Consider the following 18,927-nt stretch of genomic DNA (forward strand, 5'->3'; position numbering starts at 1 on the left):
TACTTGGCTAGTTGATGTTATTATAGCGTATGTGGGACTTAAAATTTCTACAAATATGTTTAATTCATTTTCTAATCTTTTTACATCTGAGTTATATTTAACTATAACTTCATATTCTATATTAATCCCCCCTAACCCATATTATAAATTTTTCTATTTACTACTAATATATTACTTCCCCTTATCTATGTATGTATATTATTCTTAATTATGAATATGCAAATTTTAATTTCCAACTTAAATATTCATTATAATTTTGTACTTATATTTCAATTTTTGATACTTTTATCACACTTTTTATCTTTATAAATATAATAAATTACATAAATATTTTAGGATGTGATTTTAATGGTTGATTTTAATTCTGCAAAGGTTAATGTTATAATAAGAGAACCTTATACTAGCACTGAACCTGTTAGGTTTAGGAAGTATACTGTTGAACATAATGATGATTCTAGTATTATTGATTTAATTATAGGTCCTGAATTTGAGAATCTAGAACTTAGTACAGTAAGTACAGATTTAATTTATGGTCAATGGTTTTGGTTTGTTCAAAATATATATCAGCTAAACTTATTTGCCTTTGTTGGTGACTATCCATATGATATGGCAAAAGAAAGATATGAGCAATTTTTAGCTAAAATGCCTATAACAATTAGTTCAATTGTAAATGGAGATATTGAATTTTTAAATAGTAGACCTATACTTAAAAATACACCTATATTTGTTAGGTTTATATCTACACAGCCAGATTTTAACAAAATAGTTTCTTATGGTGTAATCAGACAGTATATACAAGATTAGTATATTTAAATAATAAAAATGGTAAGCCTAACATTGTATAAGCTCACCATTTTTATTATTTAAATATACTTACAGATCGTTGTAATATTCCTGTAAAATAGGCTATAACCATACCATAATTAGTTATAGGTATATTCTTTTCTTTACAGGTATTTATCTTATTCATTACACTTTTTCTATTTACCATACATGCTCCACAATGAATTATTAAATCATACTCTTCTATACTTTCATCAAAATCATATCCAACTTTATATTCTATATTAATATCTCCGCCAGCTATTTTTTTAAGCATTTTAGGTATTTTTACTCTTCCTATATCTTCATGAGATACATTATGTGTACAACTTTCACATATAAGAACTTTATCATTTGGTTTTAAATTATCTAATTTTTTAGTTCCTTCTAAAAAAATCACTAAGCTCACCTTTTTGTCTTGCAAACAATATCGAAAAGCTAGTTAAGTTCATTTCTTTAGGAATTATACTTTCAACCTCTTTAAAAGCTTGAGAGTCTGTTATAACAAGGTCTATATCCTGCAACTCATGAATAGCATCATTTAGTTCAGTATCTCTTACTACGTAAGTTTTTATCCCATGATCCAAACAGTCTCTTATAACTTGAACTTGAGGCAGAATTATTCTTCCTTTTGGAGCCTCAGAATCTATAGGTACTACTAAAACTACTTTTGATCCATATGGAAGTAAGTCTCCAACTATAGGTTTATCCTCTTCCTCTTGTTCTAGATTTTTTATAAGTTCTTCTTTTAAAATTTCTATTCCTTTATTATCTTTTATAGAAGTTAAAATAACATCATTGAATAGTTTTTTAATACTGCTTAATTCTTCTTCAGTTAATAAATCTATCTTATTTGCGACAACTATATGTTTTACATTATATTTATTAGCTTCTTTTTTCCAAACTTTATAAGTATCAAAGTCTATATTCTTTCCATCTACTACATATATAGCAAAATCTAATCTTTTTAAATATTCATAGCTTTTTTTATTCTAACTGATCCAAGTTCACTTTTATCTTCAAGGCCTGCTGTATCTATTAAAAGTATAGGTCCAAATGGTATTAGTTCCATAGCTTTTTGAACTGGATCTGTAGTTGTTCCTTCTACACTAGATACTAGTGATACATCCTGACCTAAAATTTTATTCATAAGCGAAGATTTTCCACTATTAGTGTTTCCGTATATTCCTATATGTTTTCTATTTGAATTTGGAGTAGTGTTCATATATACCTCCTATAAGTAGAAATCTCTTTCACCTTTTTCATTTTTCCATACTTGCTTTAGTTCTTTCTTTTATATCGTCTCTTTCAATTGTTTCTACTTCTGTACTTATAATTTCTTGTGCTTTTTCATATAGTTCTTTATCTCCATAATCCAAAGTAAATTCAAGTAATGTCATTAATGCATTAGGCTCACAAACATATTTAATATTTCCTGATTTAGCAAGTTGCATAAATCTATCTCCAGTTCTTCCCTTTCTATAACAAGCAGTACAGTAACTTGGTATGTATCCATCACTTAAAAGTTCTTTTAATATTTCTATTGGACTTCTCTCATCATTTGTTTTAAATTGTTTACTTTCTTTTCCTTCTTCTCTATCCTTATATCCTCCAACTCCAGTTGATGATCCTGCTGAAATTTGACTAACTCCATAACGTAATAATTCTTTTCTCATATCTGCTGTTTCTCTAGTTGATAATATAAGACCTGTAAATGGTACAGCTATTCTAAGTATTGCAACAATCTTTTTAAACATATTATCATCTAATAAGTTTGGATAATTTTCAAGGGTAACTCCTGTTGCTTCTTGAAGTCTTGGTACTGATATAGTGTGGAACCCAACTCCAAATTTTTCTTCTAAGTGAGCATTATGCATCATAAGTGCTAAGACTTCAAATCTTGGATCTGCTAGTCCAAATAGTACCCCTGCTCCTACATCATCAATTCCAGCTTCCATAGCTCTATCAAATGAAGTTAAATGATAGTTATAATCTCCCTTTAATGATTTCGGGTGCATATTATCATAAGTTGGCTTATGATATGTTTCTTGGAATAATATATATGTTCCTATTCCTTTTTCATGTAATGCTTTATAATTTTCTACAGTTGTAGCTGCTATATTTACATTAACTCTTCTTATTTCCCCATTTGCATTTTGAGTTTTATATATAGTATCTAAGCATTCCAAAACATAATCAATAGGAGCATTTACTGGATCTTCACCTAATTCAAGTGCCAATCTTTTGTGTCCCATTTGTTCTAGAATTTTAACTTCTTCTGCAACTTCTTCCATAGTTAATCTTCTTCTACAGAATTCATTGTCTCTTCTATATCCACAGTAAACACAGTTGTTTACACAGTAATCACTTACATAAAGAGGCGCAAATACAACTATTCTTTTACCATATATATCTCTTTTTATCTCACCTGCTAAAGAATATATTTCTGATAAATCTTTTTCATCTTCTGCTTGTAATAAAATAGCTATATCTTTATATGATAACCCTTCTCTTTTTTTTGCTCTATTCAAAACTTCTTTAATTTCTTCATTTGATGGATTTTTAGTTTCTTCTAATATATTATATATTTCTTCATGATTTATAAACATAATACAATCTCCTTTATTATTTAATAAATTCAGGATTATCTCCTCTACTTACTTCTACCTCAAACCCTGCTTCTTTTATCTTATTTTCTATCATAACTCTATACTCTGCATCTTCATCTAATATATATGCTTTATTGTCATATAAAGAATATTTTTCCCTTACAGACATAGGAGATAAATTCGGCATTATTACATTTCCCCCAGCCTTTAGTCCTTCTTCTCTACCATGTTTATCAATGCTAGAAAGAGCAGTAGTTGCTGGTAATAGCACGCTTGGCAGTAATAACCTTACTATGCTTAAACATATAACTGTTGTTTCTAAACTTCCATGTTCATAATCTTTAAGAGGCGTGTCTTTATGTGGTATGAAAGGGCCTATTCCACACATTGCCGGTTCAAATTCCTTTACAAATCTCAAGTCATTAACTAAATCAGAATTAGTCTGATTTGGAATTCCAACCATAAATCCTGCACCAGATTGATACCCTATTTCCTTTAAATTCTTCAAACAATTTCTACGTTTTTCAAAAGGTTCTCCTGGATGTATGCTTTCATATAGATCTTTACTAGCACTTTCATGTCTTAATAGGTATCTATCAGCTCCTGCATCATATAGTTTTTTATACGATTCATAGCTTCTTTCTCCTAATGATAAAGTTATTGCATTATGTGGAAATTCACTTTTTATAGCCTTAATAATTTCTATAATTTTTTCATCTGTGAAATATGCATCTTCTCCACCTTGTAATACAAAGGTTTTATATCCTAATTTATCACCTTTTCGCACACATTCAAGCACTTCATCTAAGTTTAATCTATATCTTTGCGCTTCCTTATTGTGTCTTCTTAATCCACAGTATAGACAATCTTTTTGACAGAAGCTTGTTAGCTCTATAAGACCTCTCATGTAAACTTTATTTCCATAGTATTTCATTCTAGTTTCATGAGCTCTTTTCATTAGCAGTTTCTTTGATTCATCATCTATATTATCTAATAAGTACAATAATTCTTCTTTTGTTGCATCATTAGTTTCATATAGTTTTTCTATAATCGCTTTAACATCCATAAATTCACCTCAATTTTAATTATTATAAAATCAATATCCAAACATAATATTTAAAATGAGTATTTTATCTTAAATACTATATTTACACATTAATTCCTCTAATATTAAAACTATTTATAATATAAATACATTTACTAATATTGTGATATTATCTAATTAAATTTTTGCTTATAACCAAATAATACCACAATTTTCATTTTATTGTTCTTCTATTTTATAAGACAAAATTGTAATATTACTTGTTCAAACTTATACAAGTAATATTACAACGATTCTCTTATCCTATATCACTTACATCACTATCTTTATCTAATCCTAACATATCATGTTTAGATTCAAAAGTAGTGTGTAAAAGTTCATGTGATAAATGTGATAAAGGTTGTTTAAAGAATTCTTTATATACATTTATTACATCTGGATTTTCATAACTACATTTTATAGCTATATCCTCATCTTTATCGTATAATCCTTCTATACGTTTTAATCTCATTTCATTTGAAATTCTAGCTTTCATTTTAGGTTGTCCTGCTCCACCTATACATCCACCTTTACAAGTCATAACTTCTATAAAATCATACTTAACTTCGCCTGATTTTAATTTTTCTATTAAAGTTCTAACATTTGCAGTACCTTGAACAGCAGCTAGTTTTAAAGTGGTATCCCCTATAGTTAATGTTGCTTCTTTTACATCTTCAAGGCCTCTAACTGGATTAAAGTGTAGTAATTCTTTATGTGGGTTCTCATCAGTTAGTATATTGTATACAGTTCTGACCGCAGCTTCCATAACTCCGCCACTATTACCAAAGATTACACCTGCTCCACTACCAAGGCCTAGTATATTATCAAATTTAGATCCTTCTAAAGCATTAAAATCTATCTCTTCATCTCTTAGCCATTGTGCAAGTTCCTTAGTTGTTAATATTATATCATTATCTCGCATATTTTCAGACTTATTATACTTAGCCGAAGCATTCATCTCCGGTCTATCTATTTCATACTTTTTAGCAGTACAAGGAGTTATAGTTACATTTACTATTTTTTTTGGATCTATATTAGCCTTTTGGGCAAAGTAAGTTTTTATAACAGCACCTTGTATCCCTATTGGACTCTTTGTTGTTGATAAATTCGGTATTAATTCAGGATAAAAAGTTTCTGCAAATTTAACCCATGACGGACAGCAGCTTGTAAATTGTGGAGTTTTACCCTTTCCATTTTTTATACGGCTTACTAATTCATTAGCTTCTTCCATTATAGTCATATCTGCACCAAATGTTACGTCAAATACATAGTCTCCACCTAATTTTCTTAAGGCATCAACCATTTTATCTTCTACATAAGCGCCTTCTTCTAAATTAAATTCTTCTCCAAGTGCAACTCTAACAGCTGGAGCTGTACTGAATATAACAATTTTTTCAGGATCATTTATAGCTTCTTTAACTCTATCTACATCAATAACTTGAGTTATGGCTTTTTTAGGACAAGCTTGTACACACTGACCACAGTTTATACATATAGCTATGTCTCCAGTATTTTCTAAATCAAAATATCCATTAACTCCAATTTCATTTGCACATACTCTTTTGCATAATCCGCATTTTATACATTTATCAAAATCAATTTGTATAGATGGGTTGTCTAGTTCTATTGGAACTACTTTTTCTGTAAATAAGTGTTTCATATTAAATCTCCTTTAGTGTTTGTTTGATTCATAAAGTAAAATATTAAATTAACTTTAACTTAATTGCATATTTCGACAATTAAACAGTTACTAAAGTTTATACCCAAAAAAATTAACTTTTATCATATTTTTATTGTATTTTAGTAAAAAAATATCGTCTACCCCTGAGTGTTTTGGAATAAACGATATCTTAATTTTATTTTTTATTTATTTTCTTCTATTAATTTTCAATAGTAGACTTACATCTTCCACCATGACAAAATCCAGTTGTAGCTCCAGTTGCATCCTTTACTGCTTCAATACTATCAGCTCCATTTTTTATTGCATCTAATATAGTTTCTTTTGTTATTCCTTTGCATAAACACACTTTTTCTGACATTTTTAATCCTCCTAATATATTTTATATGATTTTCTTATATTCTTATTATACCCATATAATAATGATACTAACTACTATTTTTAATTTTATATTATTTTTTTATATTAAGAACAAATATATAAACTTTTTCATACTCTATATGAGTGATATAAATTATATAAAGGGGGAATTATATAAATGGATTGTTTTAAAACTCAAGAAGGAACTTCTATTGTAAGAGTTCTTCATGCATCTCCTAATGCACCAGAAGTTGATGTTTATATAGATGGTCAATTAGTGGTTGAAGATTTATCCTTCACCAACTTTTCTGATTATTCTTATTTAGAAGAAGGAATGCATACAATACAGGTAACACCTGCAAATGATTCATCAACTGTTGTAATAAATAAAATGGTTGATGTTCCTGATAATAGAATTTTTACTATAGCAGCTGTTGGAAACTTAGAAAATATAGAATTACTATTAATAGAAGATGATATAAATGAAGTGCCTTCAACTAAGGAGGCTACACTTAGGGTTGTTCATCTATCTCCTGATGCACCTAGTGTCAATATTCTTGCTAATAATACTACTATATTTGAGGATATTGATTTTAAAGAAAGCACTGACTATATTAAAGTCCCTGCTGGTATGTATGACATAAAAGTAGCTTTATCTGAAAATGGAGATATCGCGCTTTCAAGTAAAGTAAACCTTAAAGCAAATAGAATATATACTATATTTGCAGTAGGTAATCCTCCAAATTTAGGATTAATACAATCAGTAGATGTAAACACATATCTGTGTAGATAAAATAAAAAGGACAGTTAACTGTCCTTTTTATTATTTATTGTTACATTAATTAAATTAAATATACTCATTCCTATAGTTTCTTCTTGAATCAAACTCCACTTTATATATTTTTTCATTTTCTCCCAAGTCAAATATTTTATTTAAATTTTCACTATGTATTTTTTTTATTTCATCTAATACTTTAGCTGCATCCAATTTATCCTCATTATTTAGACTACTATTATTTTCTATATTTTCATTTATACTACTTATTAATTTATCTACATTTATATGCTTATCTATATATTTATTTAATATTTCATCTCTTTTAATTTCAAGTTTGCTCATTAAAAATTCAAGATCTTTTTTTGTAAAATTCCACACCCTATCATTTGATGGTTCTATATCATCAACACTATCTTTGTACTTGTCTGTTAGTTCTTCTATAGCTATAACAATTTCCAAATAATTATTAGACATTATTATTTCTTCACATCTTTTTATATCTGAATTTATATTAACTAAAAAATCATTCAAAATATTTATACTCCTCTCTTACTTAAATATAATTAATATTATATCATTAAGATAGCTTGTAATATCATATTATATTAAGATAATATTAGAGAATATATAAAAGGTAGGTATATATATGAATAAATGTAAAGTAGTTGTCGTGCAAATGCGTATATGTGAAAGTAAAACTAAAAATCTTAAAAATCTAAATTCAATATTAAATGAAGTTTTAAAAAATGATATCGATATGATCATACTCCCTGAAATGTTTTGCTGCCCTTATGAAACATCTAAGTTTCCTTTATATGCTGAATATGAACAAGGAAATACTTTTACATATTTGTCTAACTTAGCAAAAGAAAATAAAATATATTTAGTTGCTGGCTCTATGCCTGAGTTAGATAATCAAGATAAAATTTATAATACATCTTACGTATTTAACAGAGATGGTATAATGATAGCTAAACATAGAAAAATCCATTTATTTGATATGAAGATAGGTGATAAATTTGTTCATGAATCTAAAACTATAACTCCAGGTAATAATATAACTGTTTTTGACACTGAGTTTGGTAAATTTGGACTTTGTATTTGTTATGATTTAAGATTTCCCGAAATATTTAGAATAATGGTTGATAAAGGTGCTAAAGCAATTATAGCTCCAGCTGCTTTTAATATGAAAACTGGACCTTGTCATTGGGATTTATTATTTAAGGCTAGATCTGTTGATAACCAAATATATACAATTGGATGTGCTCCTTCTAGAAATTTTGAAGATTCATATGTGTCATTTGGAAACTCTATTGTTGTTTCTCCTTGGGGTGATATTGTAGATAAATTAGATGAAACAGAAGGTTTTTTTATTTGTGATATAGATTTTGATTATGTTGATAAAGTTAGAAAAGAACTTCCTGTTCTTAATCATCGTCGTCCAGATTTATATAAATAAAACTATCTCAATATATATTGAGATAGTTTTATTTATTTTTATCACACCATTTTTTACAAATTCCTGCTTTTTTGCTACATATAACCTCATCAGACCCACAAGATGGACACTTATGTTTATCCTGTTCATAATTTATTTCATATAATTCTCCACAATTAAAACACTTAAACTTACAAAAGCTAGCTCTATAGTTACCACCATCAATTTTTATAGCTTTTCCATCTGTTAATGCTATTGCTACTTTTTTTCTGGCACTATCTATTATATTTTGAAAAGTTTGCCTAGATACTTGCATTCTTTTAGCACATTCTTCTTGATTTAGCTCTTCTATATCTTTAAGCCTCATTGCCTCTAGCTCTTCTAACTTTAAAATTATTTCATCTACTTTACACCCTTTCTTATCTAGTGGCGTAAAATATGTATCTTCAGGGAAAAATTCTACTCGTCTAAATTTTGTTGGTCTTGCCATTTAATATCCTCCTTGCATTTATCACATATACCTTTAAACATAATATCAGAGTCATCTATTACAAAGTTTTCTTCTTCTTCAACTTTTCTTATTATGCCAATATAATCAATATTTATATCTTTATTATTTATATCAATTATACTACCACATTTTGAACACTTAAAGTGAATATGAAATGGATTTTGGCTAAAAATTTTCATTTCATAGTAAGTTATATTGTCTATTTCTACTTTTTTTATTATGTTTAATGCAATAAATAAATTCAAAGATCTGTAAATAGTTGCAAGGCCTATATTTTTTTGTTTTAGCTTATCATATATATCTTTCGCACTTAAATGATGACTATTATTTATCAGAACTTCTAATATTAATAGTTTTTGTGTTGTTACTTTATGACCACTTTTACTTATTACTTTTTTTAAATAATCCAAATTATAATTCATAATGAATACCTTTTATTTTATTCATTACAATGACCTTCATGTGCATGTTCTGTACATACAGAACCTGTTGATTTTAGATTCCCATTTATATATTTTTCTACAGTATCGCCACAGTCTCCTGTAGCTCCAACTACTACTTCTATATTATTTTGGTTAAATAGTTGTTGTGCTGTTTCACCCATTCCTCCAGATATTATAGTACTTACATTTAATTCTTTTAAAAATACTGGTAAATACCCTGGTTTATGGCCTGGATTTTGAACAAATTTTTCTTCCACTATTTTTCCATCTTGAACTTCACAAGTGTAAAATCCTTCACAATGACCAAAATGTCCACTAACTAATTTACCTTCACATGCAACTGCTATTTTCATAATTTAAATCTCCTTTTACTTTTTTATAATATTTTTTATATTTATATATATTTTTTTATAGCTTCATTAGCTATACTTTCTTTATAATGAGTTATAGGTTTTAATTCATTTATAGATTTCATTACATTGTCATCATATGGAATTTTACCTACTAACTGCATGTCTTCTTTATTTATAAGTTCTTCTATTTGCTTTGATATAGACTCATTTATATCATATTTATTTATACAAACCATAGTAAAAACATCAAAATGTTTACATAACTTAATAACTCTTTTTAAATCTTCAACTCCTGATTTTGTAGGTTCTGTAACAACTAAAACTAAATCACTCCCAGTTATAGAAGCTATAACAGAACATCCAATTCCTGGAGATCCATCTATTATAGTTAATTTTTTATCTTCATTTATCTTCTTACCATTTTCTTTTAGACGAGTAATTAATTTTCCTGAACCGTCACTTCCAATTTCCATTTGTGCTCTAGATATCAATCCATCCTCTAGTTGAGTGATATATGTATCTGCTGTTTTTTCATTTTCCATAAGTATTGCATTTTTAGGACATATTAAAGAACATGCTCCACATCCCTCACATAAAAATGGGTCTATTTCAGAATTTCTAATAGCATCAAACTTACATATTTCTTCACATTTATTACATTTGTCACATAAATTTTCATTTATAATCGCTTTTTTACCACTTATGAAATCTTCCTTTTTGATATCTTCACCTTTATAAAACAAATATAAATTAGGAGCATCTACATCACAATCTATTCTAATTACATTTTTCTCAAGTTCTGCTAATGCGGTTGCAATAGTAGTCTTTCCTGTACCACCTTTTCCACTTAATACAACTAATTCCAAAGTAGTACCTCCTTTATATTTTTTGAAAGATTTTTGAATGTTTTTTCATATTTTTCATCTTTACAAATCATTTTACCTTTTGAATATAATATAGCTGCATCCTTATCATAAGGAATAGTCCCTAATAAACATATATTACTTTCTCTACAATATTTCTTTACTATATTATCTTTTTCATCATCTTTATTTATAACTATTCCAAAGGGTATCTTATACATTTTAACAAGCTCTATAGCCATTTTTAAATCGTGTAACCCAAACTCTGATGGCTCTGTTACAAGTATTGCTCCATGTGCATATCTTAACGAGTTTACAACATTACATGATGTTCCTGGAGGACAATCTATTATATTAAGATCATTCCCTAAATTTTTCAAAAGTTTTTTAATAATAGGAACTGCCATAGGTTCACTTATATTTAAAATACCTCTACTACAATTTATATGTTCATTGCTTCCTTTTTGTATTTTTCCAATTTCTCTTTTTTCATAAGTTAATGCTCCAAACTTACACACAATTTCACATGCTCCACAGCCATGGCATAATTTTTCAAATACTTTAATATTATCTTTAACCTTTGCTAATGCATTAAATTGACAAGCACTTACACATGCTTTGCAATTTTTACATTTATCATTATCTATTACTGGATAATCCACCATAACACTTTCTTCGTCTTTTATTTTGGGATTTAAAAATAAAAAACCATTGGGTTCTTCTACATCACAATCTATATAATTTGCGCCTATTGAAAAGGCCAAATTAGTTGATACAGTAGTTTTTCCTGTTCCACCTTTTCCACTAAGTATTGCTATATTCAATTTCTATCATCTCCAAAATAATTATTTTATCCTTGATGCTTAGGCCCACATACAGTTATTTCTTTAAGCTCTTTTTTGTCATATTTTTTCAATATATCTTCTATAGGTAAACATTCACATGTGTATGCCTTTATGCTATTTTCTTCAATTATGTCAAAAGCATTAGGTCCTAAATTTCCAGTTATTATTATTTCTATATTTTCATCTACTATTTGGTTAGCTGCTGCTATTCCTGCTCCTCCACTAGCCTGATTTCCTTTGTTTTGTATTATTTTTATTTCTTTTGTCTCAGTATCATAAACTTGAAAAAACTCACATCTTCCAAATCTTTTATCAAGTAAATCACTTAAATTTTTTCCATTTGCTGAAATTGCTATTTTCATAAAATATACCTCCCTTTTTATTATTGGCATTTGCTATTTAAATATTAGCATCTTTTTTATTATTGTCAAATGCCAATAATAAAAAAATTATTATTTTATATATATAAAATGTCTATAGACATCCTTTTACAGTAGGTATACAATATTTAAGTGTTAGAATATATTTATATAATTTTGGAGGAATCATGGAAAAATCATATACTATGCCTATATATCAAAAAATTGCTATAGATATAGCAAATAATATATGTAATGGTTATATAGCTGAAGGAACTACTCTTCATGGAAGGTCTGCACTTGCTGGAAAGTACAATGTATCTCCGGAGACAATTAGACGATCAATAAAAATACTTGAAGACTTAAAAGTTGTTGAAAGTATAAAGGGTAAAGGTATTATAGTGCTATCTCGTAGTAACGCTGAGTCTTTTTAAAAAATACCAAAATATAACAAATGTTTCTTCATATAAATCTCAATTATCAGAACTACTTAGCTCAAGAAGTAAATTAGAGTCTCAAATTCTAGAAACTATGAATAAAATAGTAGACTACTCTAGTAGACTGTCTACTATAAACCCACTTGTTCCTTTTGAGTTTCTAATAAAATCTAATTGTAAATTAATAGGTCAAACACCAGGTCAAACTAACTTTTGGCAAAATACTGGTGGAACTATTGTTGCGATTAAAAGAGGTGAAGACCTTATAATATCTCCTGGGCCTTATATTGAGTTTATGGAAAATGATATACTTATGGTTATTGGAGATACTCACGTTAATACATCTGTGCCTATGTTCCTTTACGAAAAATAATAGTAAAAAACTTAATAAAAAAGGAGTATCTTAAGCTGATCATATGATCATTTTAAGATACTCCTTTTTTATTTTTAATAAGCTTCCTTTTGAATTTTAATTGCAGACTTCTTACTTTCCTTTTCACTAACAAAATCTTTTTTAGTACTTTACTTTCATCTCTAAATTCTGATTTTAATGCTTTCGTTATAGATACTATACTCACTACCATTATTATCGCAAACGGGAATGCAGAGACTATAGATACTGTCTGTAATGTTTCTAGTCCTCCAGACATTAATAGTACTAAAGCCAATAATGCTTGTATTATACCCCAAGTAATTTTCTTTTTATTACTAGGATTTAAGTCTCCATTAGATGTAAACATTCCAAGTACATAAGTAGCTGAATCTGCTGATGATATAAAGAATGTACATAGTAATATCATAGCTATTAATGATAATATATTTCCAAATTGATAATTTGAAAAAACTTTAAAAAGTGCCGTTTCAGTTACCATAGTTGCATCTTTAGCAAAATCTAACCCTAAATTAATTCCTAATGTACCAAAAACTGAAAACCATACTATACATGCTAATGCTGGTACTAAGGTTACTCCAATTATAAACTCTCTTATAGTTCTTCCTTTAGATATTCTGGCTATAAAGATTCCAACAAAAGGTATCCATGCTATCCACAGCGCCCAATAAAATACTCTCCACTGGCTAATCCATTCACCTGTAGGATCCATATATAAACTTTGAGATATAAATTGTTCTATATATACTCCTATACCATTTGAAAAGTTTGTTACAATATCCATTGTAGGCCCAATAATTGCAGCCCCTAATAATAATGAAGCTGCTAGTGTTAGATTTATATTAGATAATAATTTTATACCTTTATCTAACCCACTAGTAGAACTTTTAATATATAAAATAGTAGCTACAGCTATTATAACCATTTGTAAATATATATTATTTTTTATACCAAACATATATTCAAGTCCACCTGCAATCTGCATTGTTCCCATACCTAAAGATGTGGCTATTCCAGTTACTGTTGTAAATACGGCTAAAATATCTATAGTTTTTCCTACAGGCCCCTTTACTCCTTCTTCTCCTAAAATAGGTAAAAACACACTACTTATTAACCCTGGCGCATTTTTTCTAAATTGAAAATATGCTAATGACAATCCCATTATTGCATAAGCCGCCCATGGAGTCACACCCCAATGTATAAATGATTGTTGCATAGCAAAATTTGTAGCCTCTAAACTTCCCGCTTCTAATCCTATTGGATTTACAAAGTGCTTCATAGGCTCTACTGCTCCGAAAAATACTAATCCAATTCCCATTCCTGCTCCAAACAACATAGAAAACCACGATAAATTACTAAATTCCGGTCTATCAGTATCTTTTCCTAACCTTATATTCCCATATTTGCTAAAAACTAAAAAACCTGCAAATATAACTAATCCTAACATAACGATCAGATATACCCAGTTAAAATTATTTACCACTATATTAAATCCTTCATTAGATATATTCTTAAACATTGTAGGTGACACAAGCCCTAATATTACAACTATGCTGGTCAGTAATAAAGATATTTTAAATACAATATTATTTTGTTTCATGCTCAACCTCCCATATATTTTTTATGTCAAAAGTAACAACTCGAATTCATAAACAAGTTTTTTCTTGAAACAACTTAATTTTAACACAAAGTTGTTTCTTTTGCAAATTTATATAAACTATGAAGGTGCATCCAGGTAAATAACAAAATTTACCTGGATGCACCTTTTCTAATAAATACTTAGTACCGATTTATATTGAGGATCATTATATAAATGATCAAAATACGTGTGGGCTGATATATATCCAATTCCATAAAGATGTTCTTTTTCATTTCTTATTTTATATGAATTAAGTGCACATTTTATTTTAGCTTTATCTTCTATAGTATTTGATACGTACACGTCTCTTTGTTTTTGAGGAATATATTTAACATACGAAGGTTTGAGAAAATATCTAGCATCTTTTACTTTTCCTTCATCACTAAGTTTCTTTAAAACTTCTCCATTTTTTCTGTGCATTGGATGATTGTCATATTTATAGTGCTGAGCTATATGAGTAACACTGCCAAATTTATTTTCAAATTCTAATATGGTATTTTCCATAAGGTCAAAGTGTGGCTTCTCTTGTTTTGTTTTATCGGCTAGAATTATTATATTGCTACTTTTTACTCCTAAATTTTTTAAAGCACATTTAAATTCATTATTTCTTAAACAACATCTTTCCTTTCTATTTATACCTTTAAATTCTGGCATTTGATCAAATGCATTAACTCCTGATCCATCTGAAACTAATACAATATATACATTGTCTGCTCCACAAGTGTTTATAGCTTTAAGTATTGCACTACCTCCCCAAAGTACTTCATCATCTTGATGTTGAGGATAAAAGACTACATGACTACTAAGCTTCTTATATTCAAGTTTTTCGCTTTTAACCCCTTGAAACTTAGCTCCAACCACAATTATAAAAAGAGTTAATATTAGAATACCTATTCTAATATTTGTTTTTTTCATATTATCCACCACCTAGTGTCGTTGTTAAAAAAATTATGATTTGCTACTAAGTGTACTTATTTTTCACCCTTATTTATAAATATTCATTTCTTATTTAATTGCCACATTAAAATAATAAAAAAACTATCTAAAATTGTTCAATTTTAGATAGTTTTTATTAGTATCTACTTAATACTGATGTATATTGAGGATCATTGTATAAATGATCAAAATATTTATGGGTTGACATATATCCAATTCCATAAAGCTGTTCTTTTTCATTTTTTGTTTTGTATGCATCTAAAGCGCCTTTTACTTTTAATTTATCTTCTTCATTATTTACTGTATATGTATCCCTTTTATCTTCTGGTATATCTTTTACATATGCTGGTTTTACAAAGTATCTAGCATCTTTTACTTTTCCTTCATCACTAAGTCTTTTTAAAACTATTCCATTTTTTCTATGCATTGGATGATTATCATACTGATAATGCTGAGAAACTTGAGTAACACTACTAAATTTATTTTCAAAGTCTAATATAGCTTTTTCCATTAAATCATAATGTGTTCCTGTTTTTTCTGTTTCATCTGCTAAAATTCTTATATTACTATTTTTACCCCTAAACTGCTTAATGCTGCCTTAAATTCATTGTTTCTTAAAATCTCTTTTTCTTTTCTACTTATGCCCTTGAATTGTTCAAGCTGATTAAATACATTTACACCTGAACCATCTGAAACTAATACAATATATACATTATCTGCTCCACACTCTTTTATAGCTTCTATAATTGCACTTGCCCCCCATAGAGTTTCATCATCTTGATGTTGAGGATAAAAAACTACATGATCCTTAAAATTCTTATGCATTGGATCTTCAGCTTCTCCATATACGAACTTAGCACCTAATCCTATTATTAAAATAATCATCATAAAAATAACTATTTTTATCTTCTTGCTCATTTTTGCACCACCTAATATCTTTTATAAGGGGTTTATACCCTTTAGATATTTATAGTACACATCTTCACAAGATATTTCTATATTTTTGTCGTTTTTGTTCCATTTTTGTAATTTTTTGCAATTTTCCTTTCATTTTCCTATTTATATATAATCCTCGATTTTGTATGGTGTAAAAGGCTCATCTTTAAATAAAATAGCATTTGTAGGACATCTATGAATACATTTTTCACATCCTATACACTTGTTATAAAACTCTATATTTTTTTCATCCATAACTATATTTTTAGTAGGGCACTCATGTTCACATATCTTGCAATTTATGCATTTACTTTTATCTACAGAAAAATTTCTCTTTGCGTATTTTTTAGCGTAAATCAAAAAACTATCATAAACCAATTTTGTTCCAACCGTTAGCTTTTTATAATTTATATCACTTCTTTTCTCATTTAAAAAATCTGTAACAATAACTTTTACTTTATTTGGAGCTAAACTTAAAACTTTTTTTATCTGCTCATCTGTATCTCTTTTAAAAAATTTATGATAATAATTATTAGGCATCTGTATAGATGTATTTATAACTACATCTAACCCTTTTTTCTTTAACAATTTGGCTAAATAAACTCTGCCTTCACTATGTTTATCGCCTGCTAATGTGTGATATACTATACACTTTTTATGCTCGTTTGGTATATTTTTGCTTACCCAATCTGTAAATATTCTTGGTAGCATCTCTGCATGTATAGGACCTCCAAATACATAGAAATCATATTCTTTTTTTAATCCGGTTTCTTTTTCTATGTTTATAATATCCATGTTTACGTTTAATTTTTCAAATTCTTCTTTGAAAATCTTAGCTATGTATTTTGAGTTTCCAGTTCCTGAAAAAAATATAACTGCTCCATTTTTTAACATCTAATCATCCCCTTCCTTTTAACTATTATTAATTTTCTTTTCTTTTTATTACAAACAAGGAACCTTCCACTTATAGAAAGGTCCCTTATTTATTATACATCAAATTATCTAGTTAGTTCATATAATGTAAGCGCATAAATTTCAGTAGCTTTTATTATATCTTTTATTTCAACATATTCATTTGGTTGGTGTTCCGTTTTTTTACCCCAAGGGAATATTGCTCCAAATGCAACACAGTTATCTATAGCTCTTGCATAAGTAGCTCCTCCCGATGACATAGGTGTTGAATCACAATTTGTTTCTTGTTCGTATACTTTTCTCAAAGTTTTTATTAAAAAATGGTCACTAGGTATATATATTGAGTTAAGCCAATCATATTCAATGTAATCTAATCCATATTTATTTGCTTTTTCACTTAATGCACTTACAAATTCATCTTTTTCAACTGTAACCGGTATTCTAACATCTAAATAAATTTTTTCACCATCTTCATTTAAATCAATTTTCCCTAAATTAAGGGTTAACTTACCTGATACATCTTCGCAATTTGGCAATATATAATTTGCATGTGCATCTTCTTTTATTACTTCAGATATAAAATCTATAGCTGGAGTGCTTATTCCAATATTTTTAAGTGCTATACAAAGTCTAGATATAGAATTTATACCTTCATTGCATTTTTGCGAATGCACACTTCTTCCTATAACTGTTATAGCTTTTTCTTCTTTTTTATATTCAAACCCTAATTTATCTAATTCACTTTCTAGTTCAACTAAATTTATACTGTTATATTTAGCTTTACTTGGAACTGCATTAAAAGCATCTCCTGCTTTTAAATTTACTTTTGATGCTTTATTTGATGATAATATACATTGTAATAATCCTTTTTCAGCATTTATACAAGGGAATGCACTATCTGGCGTAAATCCAAAACTAGGTATCTCTTCTTTATTTTCATTGTACTTAGCCATGTCTCTCCATAAAGTTTCTTCATCTGTTCCAAAAATAAATCTAACTCTTTTATTTAACTTAAAGCCTGAATCTATTATTGCCTTTGTTGCATATATAGCTGCAATAGTAGGCCCTTTATCATCTTGAGTTCCTCTTCCATAAAGCTTACCATCTATTATAGTTCCCTTAAAAGGTTCTACATCCCATGCACTTAAATCTCCAGCTGGAACTACATCTAAATGCCCTAAAATCCCTACTAATTCTTCGCCCTCTCCTATTTCTGCATAGCCATAATATCCTTCTTTATCTTTATAAGTTTTAAATCCTAATCTCTCACACAAATCTAGAATATGGTTTAGTACATCATCTATATTTTTTCCAAATGGATATTGCTTACTTTCTTCACCAATTACACTTGGTATTTGTACACTTTCAATAATTGAATTAACCATTTCATCTTTAATATTTTCAACGCTTTTTATAATTTGATCTCTCATATCACATACCCCCTTATTCAAAATCTACTCTCAACTATAATTATATCAATTTATATTTTTATTTCTATAAATAATTTATACTATTTATACATACAACAAAGGC

At 28.1% G+C, this 18,927-nt stretch carries 24 protein-coding genes and 2 pseudogenes; 5 read left to right on the forward strand and 21 right to left on the reverse strand.

Going from position 1 to position 18,927, the window contains the following annotated elements:
* Positions 1 to 9 precede the first annotated feature (9 nt).
* A pseudogene (locus tag LEQ07_RS22540) lies at positions 10 to 126 on the reverse strand (hypothetical protein); the annotation flags it as partial.
* Between the two features lie 222 nt (positions 127 to 348).
* Between LEQ07_RS22540 and LEQ07_RS10370 the strand changes: the two are divergent.
* Positions 349 to 804 carry a staygreen family protein gene (locus LEQ07_RS10370; protein WP_263330593.1) on the forward strand — a complete coding sequence of 152 codons (456 nt, stop codon included), beginning with the start codon at positions 349 to 351 and terminating at the stop codon, positions 802 to 804.
* A gap of 55 nt (positions 805 to 859) precedes the next feature.
* Here the strand turns inward: LEQ07_RS10370 and LEQ07_RS21315 are convergent, their stop codons facing one another.
* From LEQ07_RS21315 to LEQ07_RS10395, 7 genes and pseudogenes are all read right to left on the reverse strand, one after another.
* Complete coding sequence (locus LEQ07_RS21315; RefSeq protein WP_332843093.1) at positions 860 to 1,222, reverse strand: hypothetical protein; 363 nt, start codon at positions 1,220 to 1,222, stop codon at positions 860 to 862.
* Entirely contained in the window at positions 1,200 to 1,772 is a 573-nt protein-coding gene (locus tag LEQ07_RS21320; RefSeq protein ID WP_332843096.1) for a hypothetical protein, read from the reverse strand. Before LEQ07_RS21320 ends, LEQ07_RS21315 begins: the two co-directional genes overlap by 23 nt.
* A 17-nt stretch (positions 1,773 to 1,789) precedes the next feature.
* Positions 1,790 to 2,047, reverse strand: coding sequence for a GTPase (locus LEQ07_RS21325; RefSeq protein WP_332843094.1), 258 nt, complete (start codon positions 2,045 to 2,047; stop codon positions 1,790 to 1,792).
* Between the two features lie 9 nt (positions 2,048 to 2,056).
* A pseudogene (gene hydG / locus LEQ07_RS10380) lies at positions 2,057 to 3,431 on the reverse strand ([FeFe] hydrogenase H-cluster radical SAM maturase HydG).
* A 16-nt stretch (positions 3,432 to 3,447) separates the two neighbouring features.
* Positions 3,448 to 4,497: a [FeFe] hydrogenase H-cluster radical SAM maturase HydE gene (gene hydE / locus LEQ07_RS10385; protein WP_046823058.1), complete on the reverse strand. Its 1,050-nt coding sequence runs from the start codon at positions 4,495 to 4,497 to the stop codon at positions 3,448 to 3,450.
* 277 nt (positions 4,498 to 4,774) lie between these two features.
* Complete coding sequence (locus tag LEQ07_RS10390) at positions 4,775 to 6,175, reverse strand: [FeFe] hydrogenase, group A (protein WP_263330596.1); 1,401 nt, start codon at positions 6,173 to 6,175, stop codon at positions 4,775 to 4,777.
* 220 nt (positions 6,176 to 6,395) lie between these two features.
* Entirely contained in the window at positions 6,396 to 6,554 is a 159-nt protein-coding gene (locus tag LEQ07_RS10395) for a (2Fe-2S)-binding protein (RefSeq protein ID WP_263330598.1), read from the reverse strand.
* Between the two features lie 177 nt (positions 6,555 to 6,731).
* Between LEQ07_RS10395 and LEQ07_RS10400 the strand changes: the two genes are divergently transcribed.
* Positions 6,732 to 7,346, forward strand: coding sequence for a DUF4397 domain-containing protein (locus LEQ07_RS10400; protein WP_263330600.1), 615 nt, complete (start codon positions 6,732 to 6,734; stop codon positions 7,344 to 7,346).
* 54 nt (positions 7,347 to 7,400) lie between these two features.
* Here the strand turns inward: LEQ07_RS10400 and LEQ07_RS10405 are convergent, their stop codons facing one another.
* Entirely contained in the window at positions 7,401 to 7,862 is a 462-nt protein-coding gene (locus LEQ07_RS10405) for a hypothetical protein (protein ID WP_263330601.1), read from the reverse strand.
* A gap of 115 nt (positions 7,863 to 7,977) precedes the next feature.
* On the opposite strand from LEQ07_RS10405, the gene LEQ07_RS10410 reads away from it, so the two are divergent.
* Positions 7,978 to 8,790: a carbon-nitrogen hydrolase family protein gene (locus tag LEQ07_RS10410; RefSeq protein WP_263330602.1), complete on the forward strand. Its 813-nt coding sequence runs from the start codon at positions 7,978 to 7,980 to the stop codon at positions 8,788 to 8,790.
* A gap of 28 nt (positions 8,791 to 8,818) precedes the next feature.
* On the opposite strand, the gene LEQ07_RS10415 is transcribed toward LEQ07_RS10410, so the two are convergent.
* Genes LEQ07_RS10415 through LEQ07_RS10440 form a run of 6 tightly spaced genes read right to left on the reverse strand, consistent with a single transcriptional unit; the run spans position 8,819 to position 12,146 of the window.
* Positions 8,819 to 9,259, reverse strand: coding sequence for a DUF134 domain-containing protein (locus LEQ07_RS10415; protein ID WP_046823705.1), 441 nt, complete (start codon positions 9,257 to 9,259; stop codon positions 8,819 to 8,821).
* Complete coding sequence (locus LEQ07_RS10420; RefSeq protein WP_263330604.1) at positions 9,229 to 9,702, reverse strand: Fur family transcriptional regulator; 474 nt, start codon at positions 9,700 to 9,702, stop codon at positions 9,229 to 9,231. Before LEQ07_RS10420 ends, LEQ07_RS10415 begins: the two co-directional genes overlap by 31 nt.
* Before the next feature lie 17 nt (positions 9,703 to 9,719).
* Positions 9,720 to 10,076: a NifB/NifX family molybdenum-iron cluster-binding protein gene (locus LEQ07_RS10425; protein WP_046823703.1), complete on the reverse strand. Its 357-nt coding sequence runs from the start codon at positions 10,074 to 10,076 to the stop codon at positions 9,720 to 9,722.
* A 41-nt stretch (positions 10,077 to 10,117) separates the two neighbouring features.
* Positions 10,118 to 10,942 carry an ATP-binding protein gene (locus LEQ07_RS10430; RefSeq protein ID WP_263330607.1) on the reverse strand — a complete coding sequence of 275 codons (825 nt, stop codon included), beginning with the start codon at positions 10,940 to 10,942 and terminating at the stop codon, positions 10,118 to 10,120.
* Positions 10,933 to 11,763 carry an ATP-binding protein gene (locus LEQ07_RS10435; protein WP_263330609.1) on the reverse strand — a complete coding sequence of 277 codons (831 nt, stop codon included), beginning with the start codon at positions 11,761 to 11,763 and terminating at the stop codon, positions 10,933 to 10,935. The genes LEQ07_RS10430 and LEQ07_RS10435 overlap by 10 nt, the downstream gene beginning before the upstream one ends.
* A 26-nt stretch (positions 11,764 to 11,789) precedes the next feature.
* Positions 11,790 to 12,146 (reverse strand): NifB/NifX family molybdenum-iron cluster-binding protein, encoded by a 357-nt coding sequence (locus LEQ07_RS10440; RefSeq protein ID WP_046823700.1) that lies wholly within the window; start codon positions 12,144 to 12,146, stop codon positions 11,790 to 11,792.
* A 185-nt stretch (positions 12,147 to 12,331) separates the two neighbouring features.
* On the opposite strand from LEQ07_RS10440, the gene LEQ07_RS10445 reads away from it, so the two are divergent.
* Positions 12,332 to 12,577 carry a GntR family transcriptional regulator gene (locus LEQ07_RS10445; RefSeq protein WP_263330611.1) on the forward strand — a complete coding sequence of 82 codons (246 nt, stop codon included), beginning with the start codon at positions 12,332 to 12,334 and terminating at the stop codon, positions 12,575 to 12,577.
* Positions 12,578 to 12,674: 97 nt separating this feature from the next.
* Positions 12,675 to 12,953, forward strand: coding sequence for a cation:proton antiporter regulatory subunit (locus LEQ07_RS10450; protein WP_263330613.1), 279 nt, complete (start codon positions 12,675 to 12,677; stop codon positions 12,951 to 12,953).
* A gap of 52 nt (positions 12,954 to 13,005) precedes the next feature.
* Here LEQ07_RS10450 and LEQ07_RS10455 read toward each other — a convergent pair whose 3' ends face one another.
* From LEQ07_RS10455 to LEQ07_RS10480, 6 genes are all read right to left on the reverse strand, one after another.
* A complete protein-coding gene (locus LEQ07_RS10455; protein WP_263330616.1) occupies positions 13,006 to 14,571 on the reverse strand; it encodes a BCCT family transporter in 1,566 nt (521 codons plus the stop codon).
* Positions 14,572 to 14,739: 168 nt separating this feature from the next.
* Entirely contained in the window at positions 14,740 to 15,525 is a 786-nt protein-coding gene (locus tag LEQ07_RS10460) for a PIG-L family deacetylase (protein ID WP_263330618.1), read from the reverse strand.
* Between the two features lie 157 nt (positions 15,526 to 15,682).
* Entirely contained in the window at positions 15,683 to 16,057 is a 375-nt protein-coding gene (locus LEQ07_RS10465; RefSeq protein WP_263330620.1) for a hypothetical protein, read from the reverse strand.
* A gap of 47 nt (positions 16,058 to 16,104) precedes the next feature.
* Positions 16,105 to 16,464 (reverse strand): PIG-L family deacetylase, encoded by a 360-nt coding sequence (locus tag LEQ07_RS10470; RefSeq protein ID WP_263330622.1) that lies wholly within the window; start codon positions 16,462 to 16,464, stop codon positions 16,105 to 16,107.
* A 141-nt stretch (positions 16,465 to 16,605) separates the two neighbouring features.
* On the reverse strand, positions 16,606 to 17,376 hold the full coding sequence (locus LEQ07_RS10475; protein ID WP_046823698.1) for an EFR1 family ferrodoxin: 771 nt from the start codon (positions 17,374 to 17,376) through the stop codon (positions 16,606 to 16,608).
* 104 nt (positions 17,377 to 17,480) lie between these two features.
* Positions 17,481 to 18,824: a M20 family metallopeptidase gene (locus LEQ07_RS10480; protein ID WP_263330625.1), complete on the reverse strand. Its 1,344-nt coding sequence runs from the start codon at positions 18,822 to 18,824 to the stop codon at positions 17,481 to 17,483.
* Positions 18,825 to 18,927 lie beyond the last annotated feature (103 nt).

This window comes from Paraclostridium sp. AKS73, from assembly GCF_025671395.1.
GTDB lineage: Bacteria > Bacillota > Clostridia > Peptostreptococcales > Peptostreptococcaceae > Paraclostridium > Paraclostridium benzoelyticum.

Coding starts and splice junctions, on each gene's coding strand:
- LEQ07_RS10465 (WP_263330620.1), bottom strand. CDS start 16,057: ATGGAAAAAGCTATATTAGACTTTGAAAATAAATTTAGTAGTGTTACT.
- LEQ07_RS10445 (WP_263330611.1), top strand. CDS start 12,332: ATGGAAAAATCATATACTATGCCTATATATCAAAAAATTGCTATAGAT.
- LEQ07_RS21325 (WP_332843094.1), bottom strand. CDS start 2,047: ATGAACACTACTCCAAATTCAAATAGAAAACATATAGGAATATACGGA.
- LEQ07_RS10410 (WP_263330602.1), top strand. CDS start 7,978: ATGAATAAATGTAAAGTAGTTGTCGTGCAAATGCGTATATGTGAAAGT.
- LEQ07_RS10400 (WP_263330600.1), top strand. CDS start 6,732: ATGGATTGTTTTAAAACTCAAGAAGGAACTTCTATTGTAAGAGTTCTT.
- LEQ07_RS10450 (WP_263330613.1), top strand. CDS start 12,675: ATGAATAAAATAGTAGACTACTCTAGTAGACTGTCTACTATAAACCCA.
- LEQ07_RS10415 (WP_046823705.1), bottom strand. CDS start 9,259: ATGGCAAGACCAACAAAATTTAGACGAGTAGAATTTTTCCCTGAAGAT.
- LEQ07_RS10470 (WP_263330622.1), bottom strand. CDS start 16,464: ATGAGCAAGAAGATAAAAATAGTTATTTTTATGATGATTATTTTAATA.
- LEQ07_RS10395 (WP_263330598.1), bottom strand. CDS start 6,554: ATGTCAGAAAAAGTGTGTTTATGCAAAGGAATAACAAAAGAAACTATA.
- LEQ07_RS10420 (WP_263330604.1), bottom strand. CDS start 9,702: ATGAATTATAATTTGGATTATTTAAAAAAAGTAATAAGTAAAAGTGGT.
- LEQ07_RS10480 (WP_263330625.1), bottom strand. CDS start 18,824: ATGAGAGATCAAATTATAAAAAGCGTTGAAAATATTAAAGATGAAATG.
- LEQ07_RS10460 (WP_263330618.1), bottom strand. CDS start 15,525: ATGAAAAAAACAAATATTAGAATAGGTATTCTAATATTAACTCTTTTT.
- LEQ07_RS10440 (WP_046823700.1), bottom strand. CDS start 12,146: ATGAAAATAGCAATTTCAGCAAATGGAAAAAATTTAAGTGATTTACTT.
- LEQ07_RS10425 (WP_046823703.1), bottom strand. CDS start 10,076: ATGAAAATAGCAGTTGCATGTGAAGGTAAATTAGTTAGTGGACATTTT.
- LEQ07_RS10455 (WP_263330616.1), bottom strand. CDS start 14,571: ATGAAACAAAATAATATTGTATTTAAAATATCTTTATTACTGACCAGC.
- LEQ07_RS10390 (WP_263330596.1), bottom strand. CDS start 6,175: ATGAAACACTTATTTACAGAAAAAGTAGTTCCAATAGAACTAGACAAC.
- hydE (WP_046823058.1), bottom strand. CDS start 4,497: ATGGATGTTAAAGCGATTATAGAAAAACTATATGAAACTAATGATGCA.
- LEQ07_RS10475 (WP_046823698.1), bottom strand. CDS start 17,376: ATGTTAAAAAATGGAGCAGTTATATTTTTTTCAGGAACTGGAAACTCA.
- LEQ07_RS10370 (WP_263330593.1), top strand. CDS start 349: ATGGTTGATTTTAATTCTGCAAAGGTTAATGTTATAATAAGAGAACCT.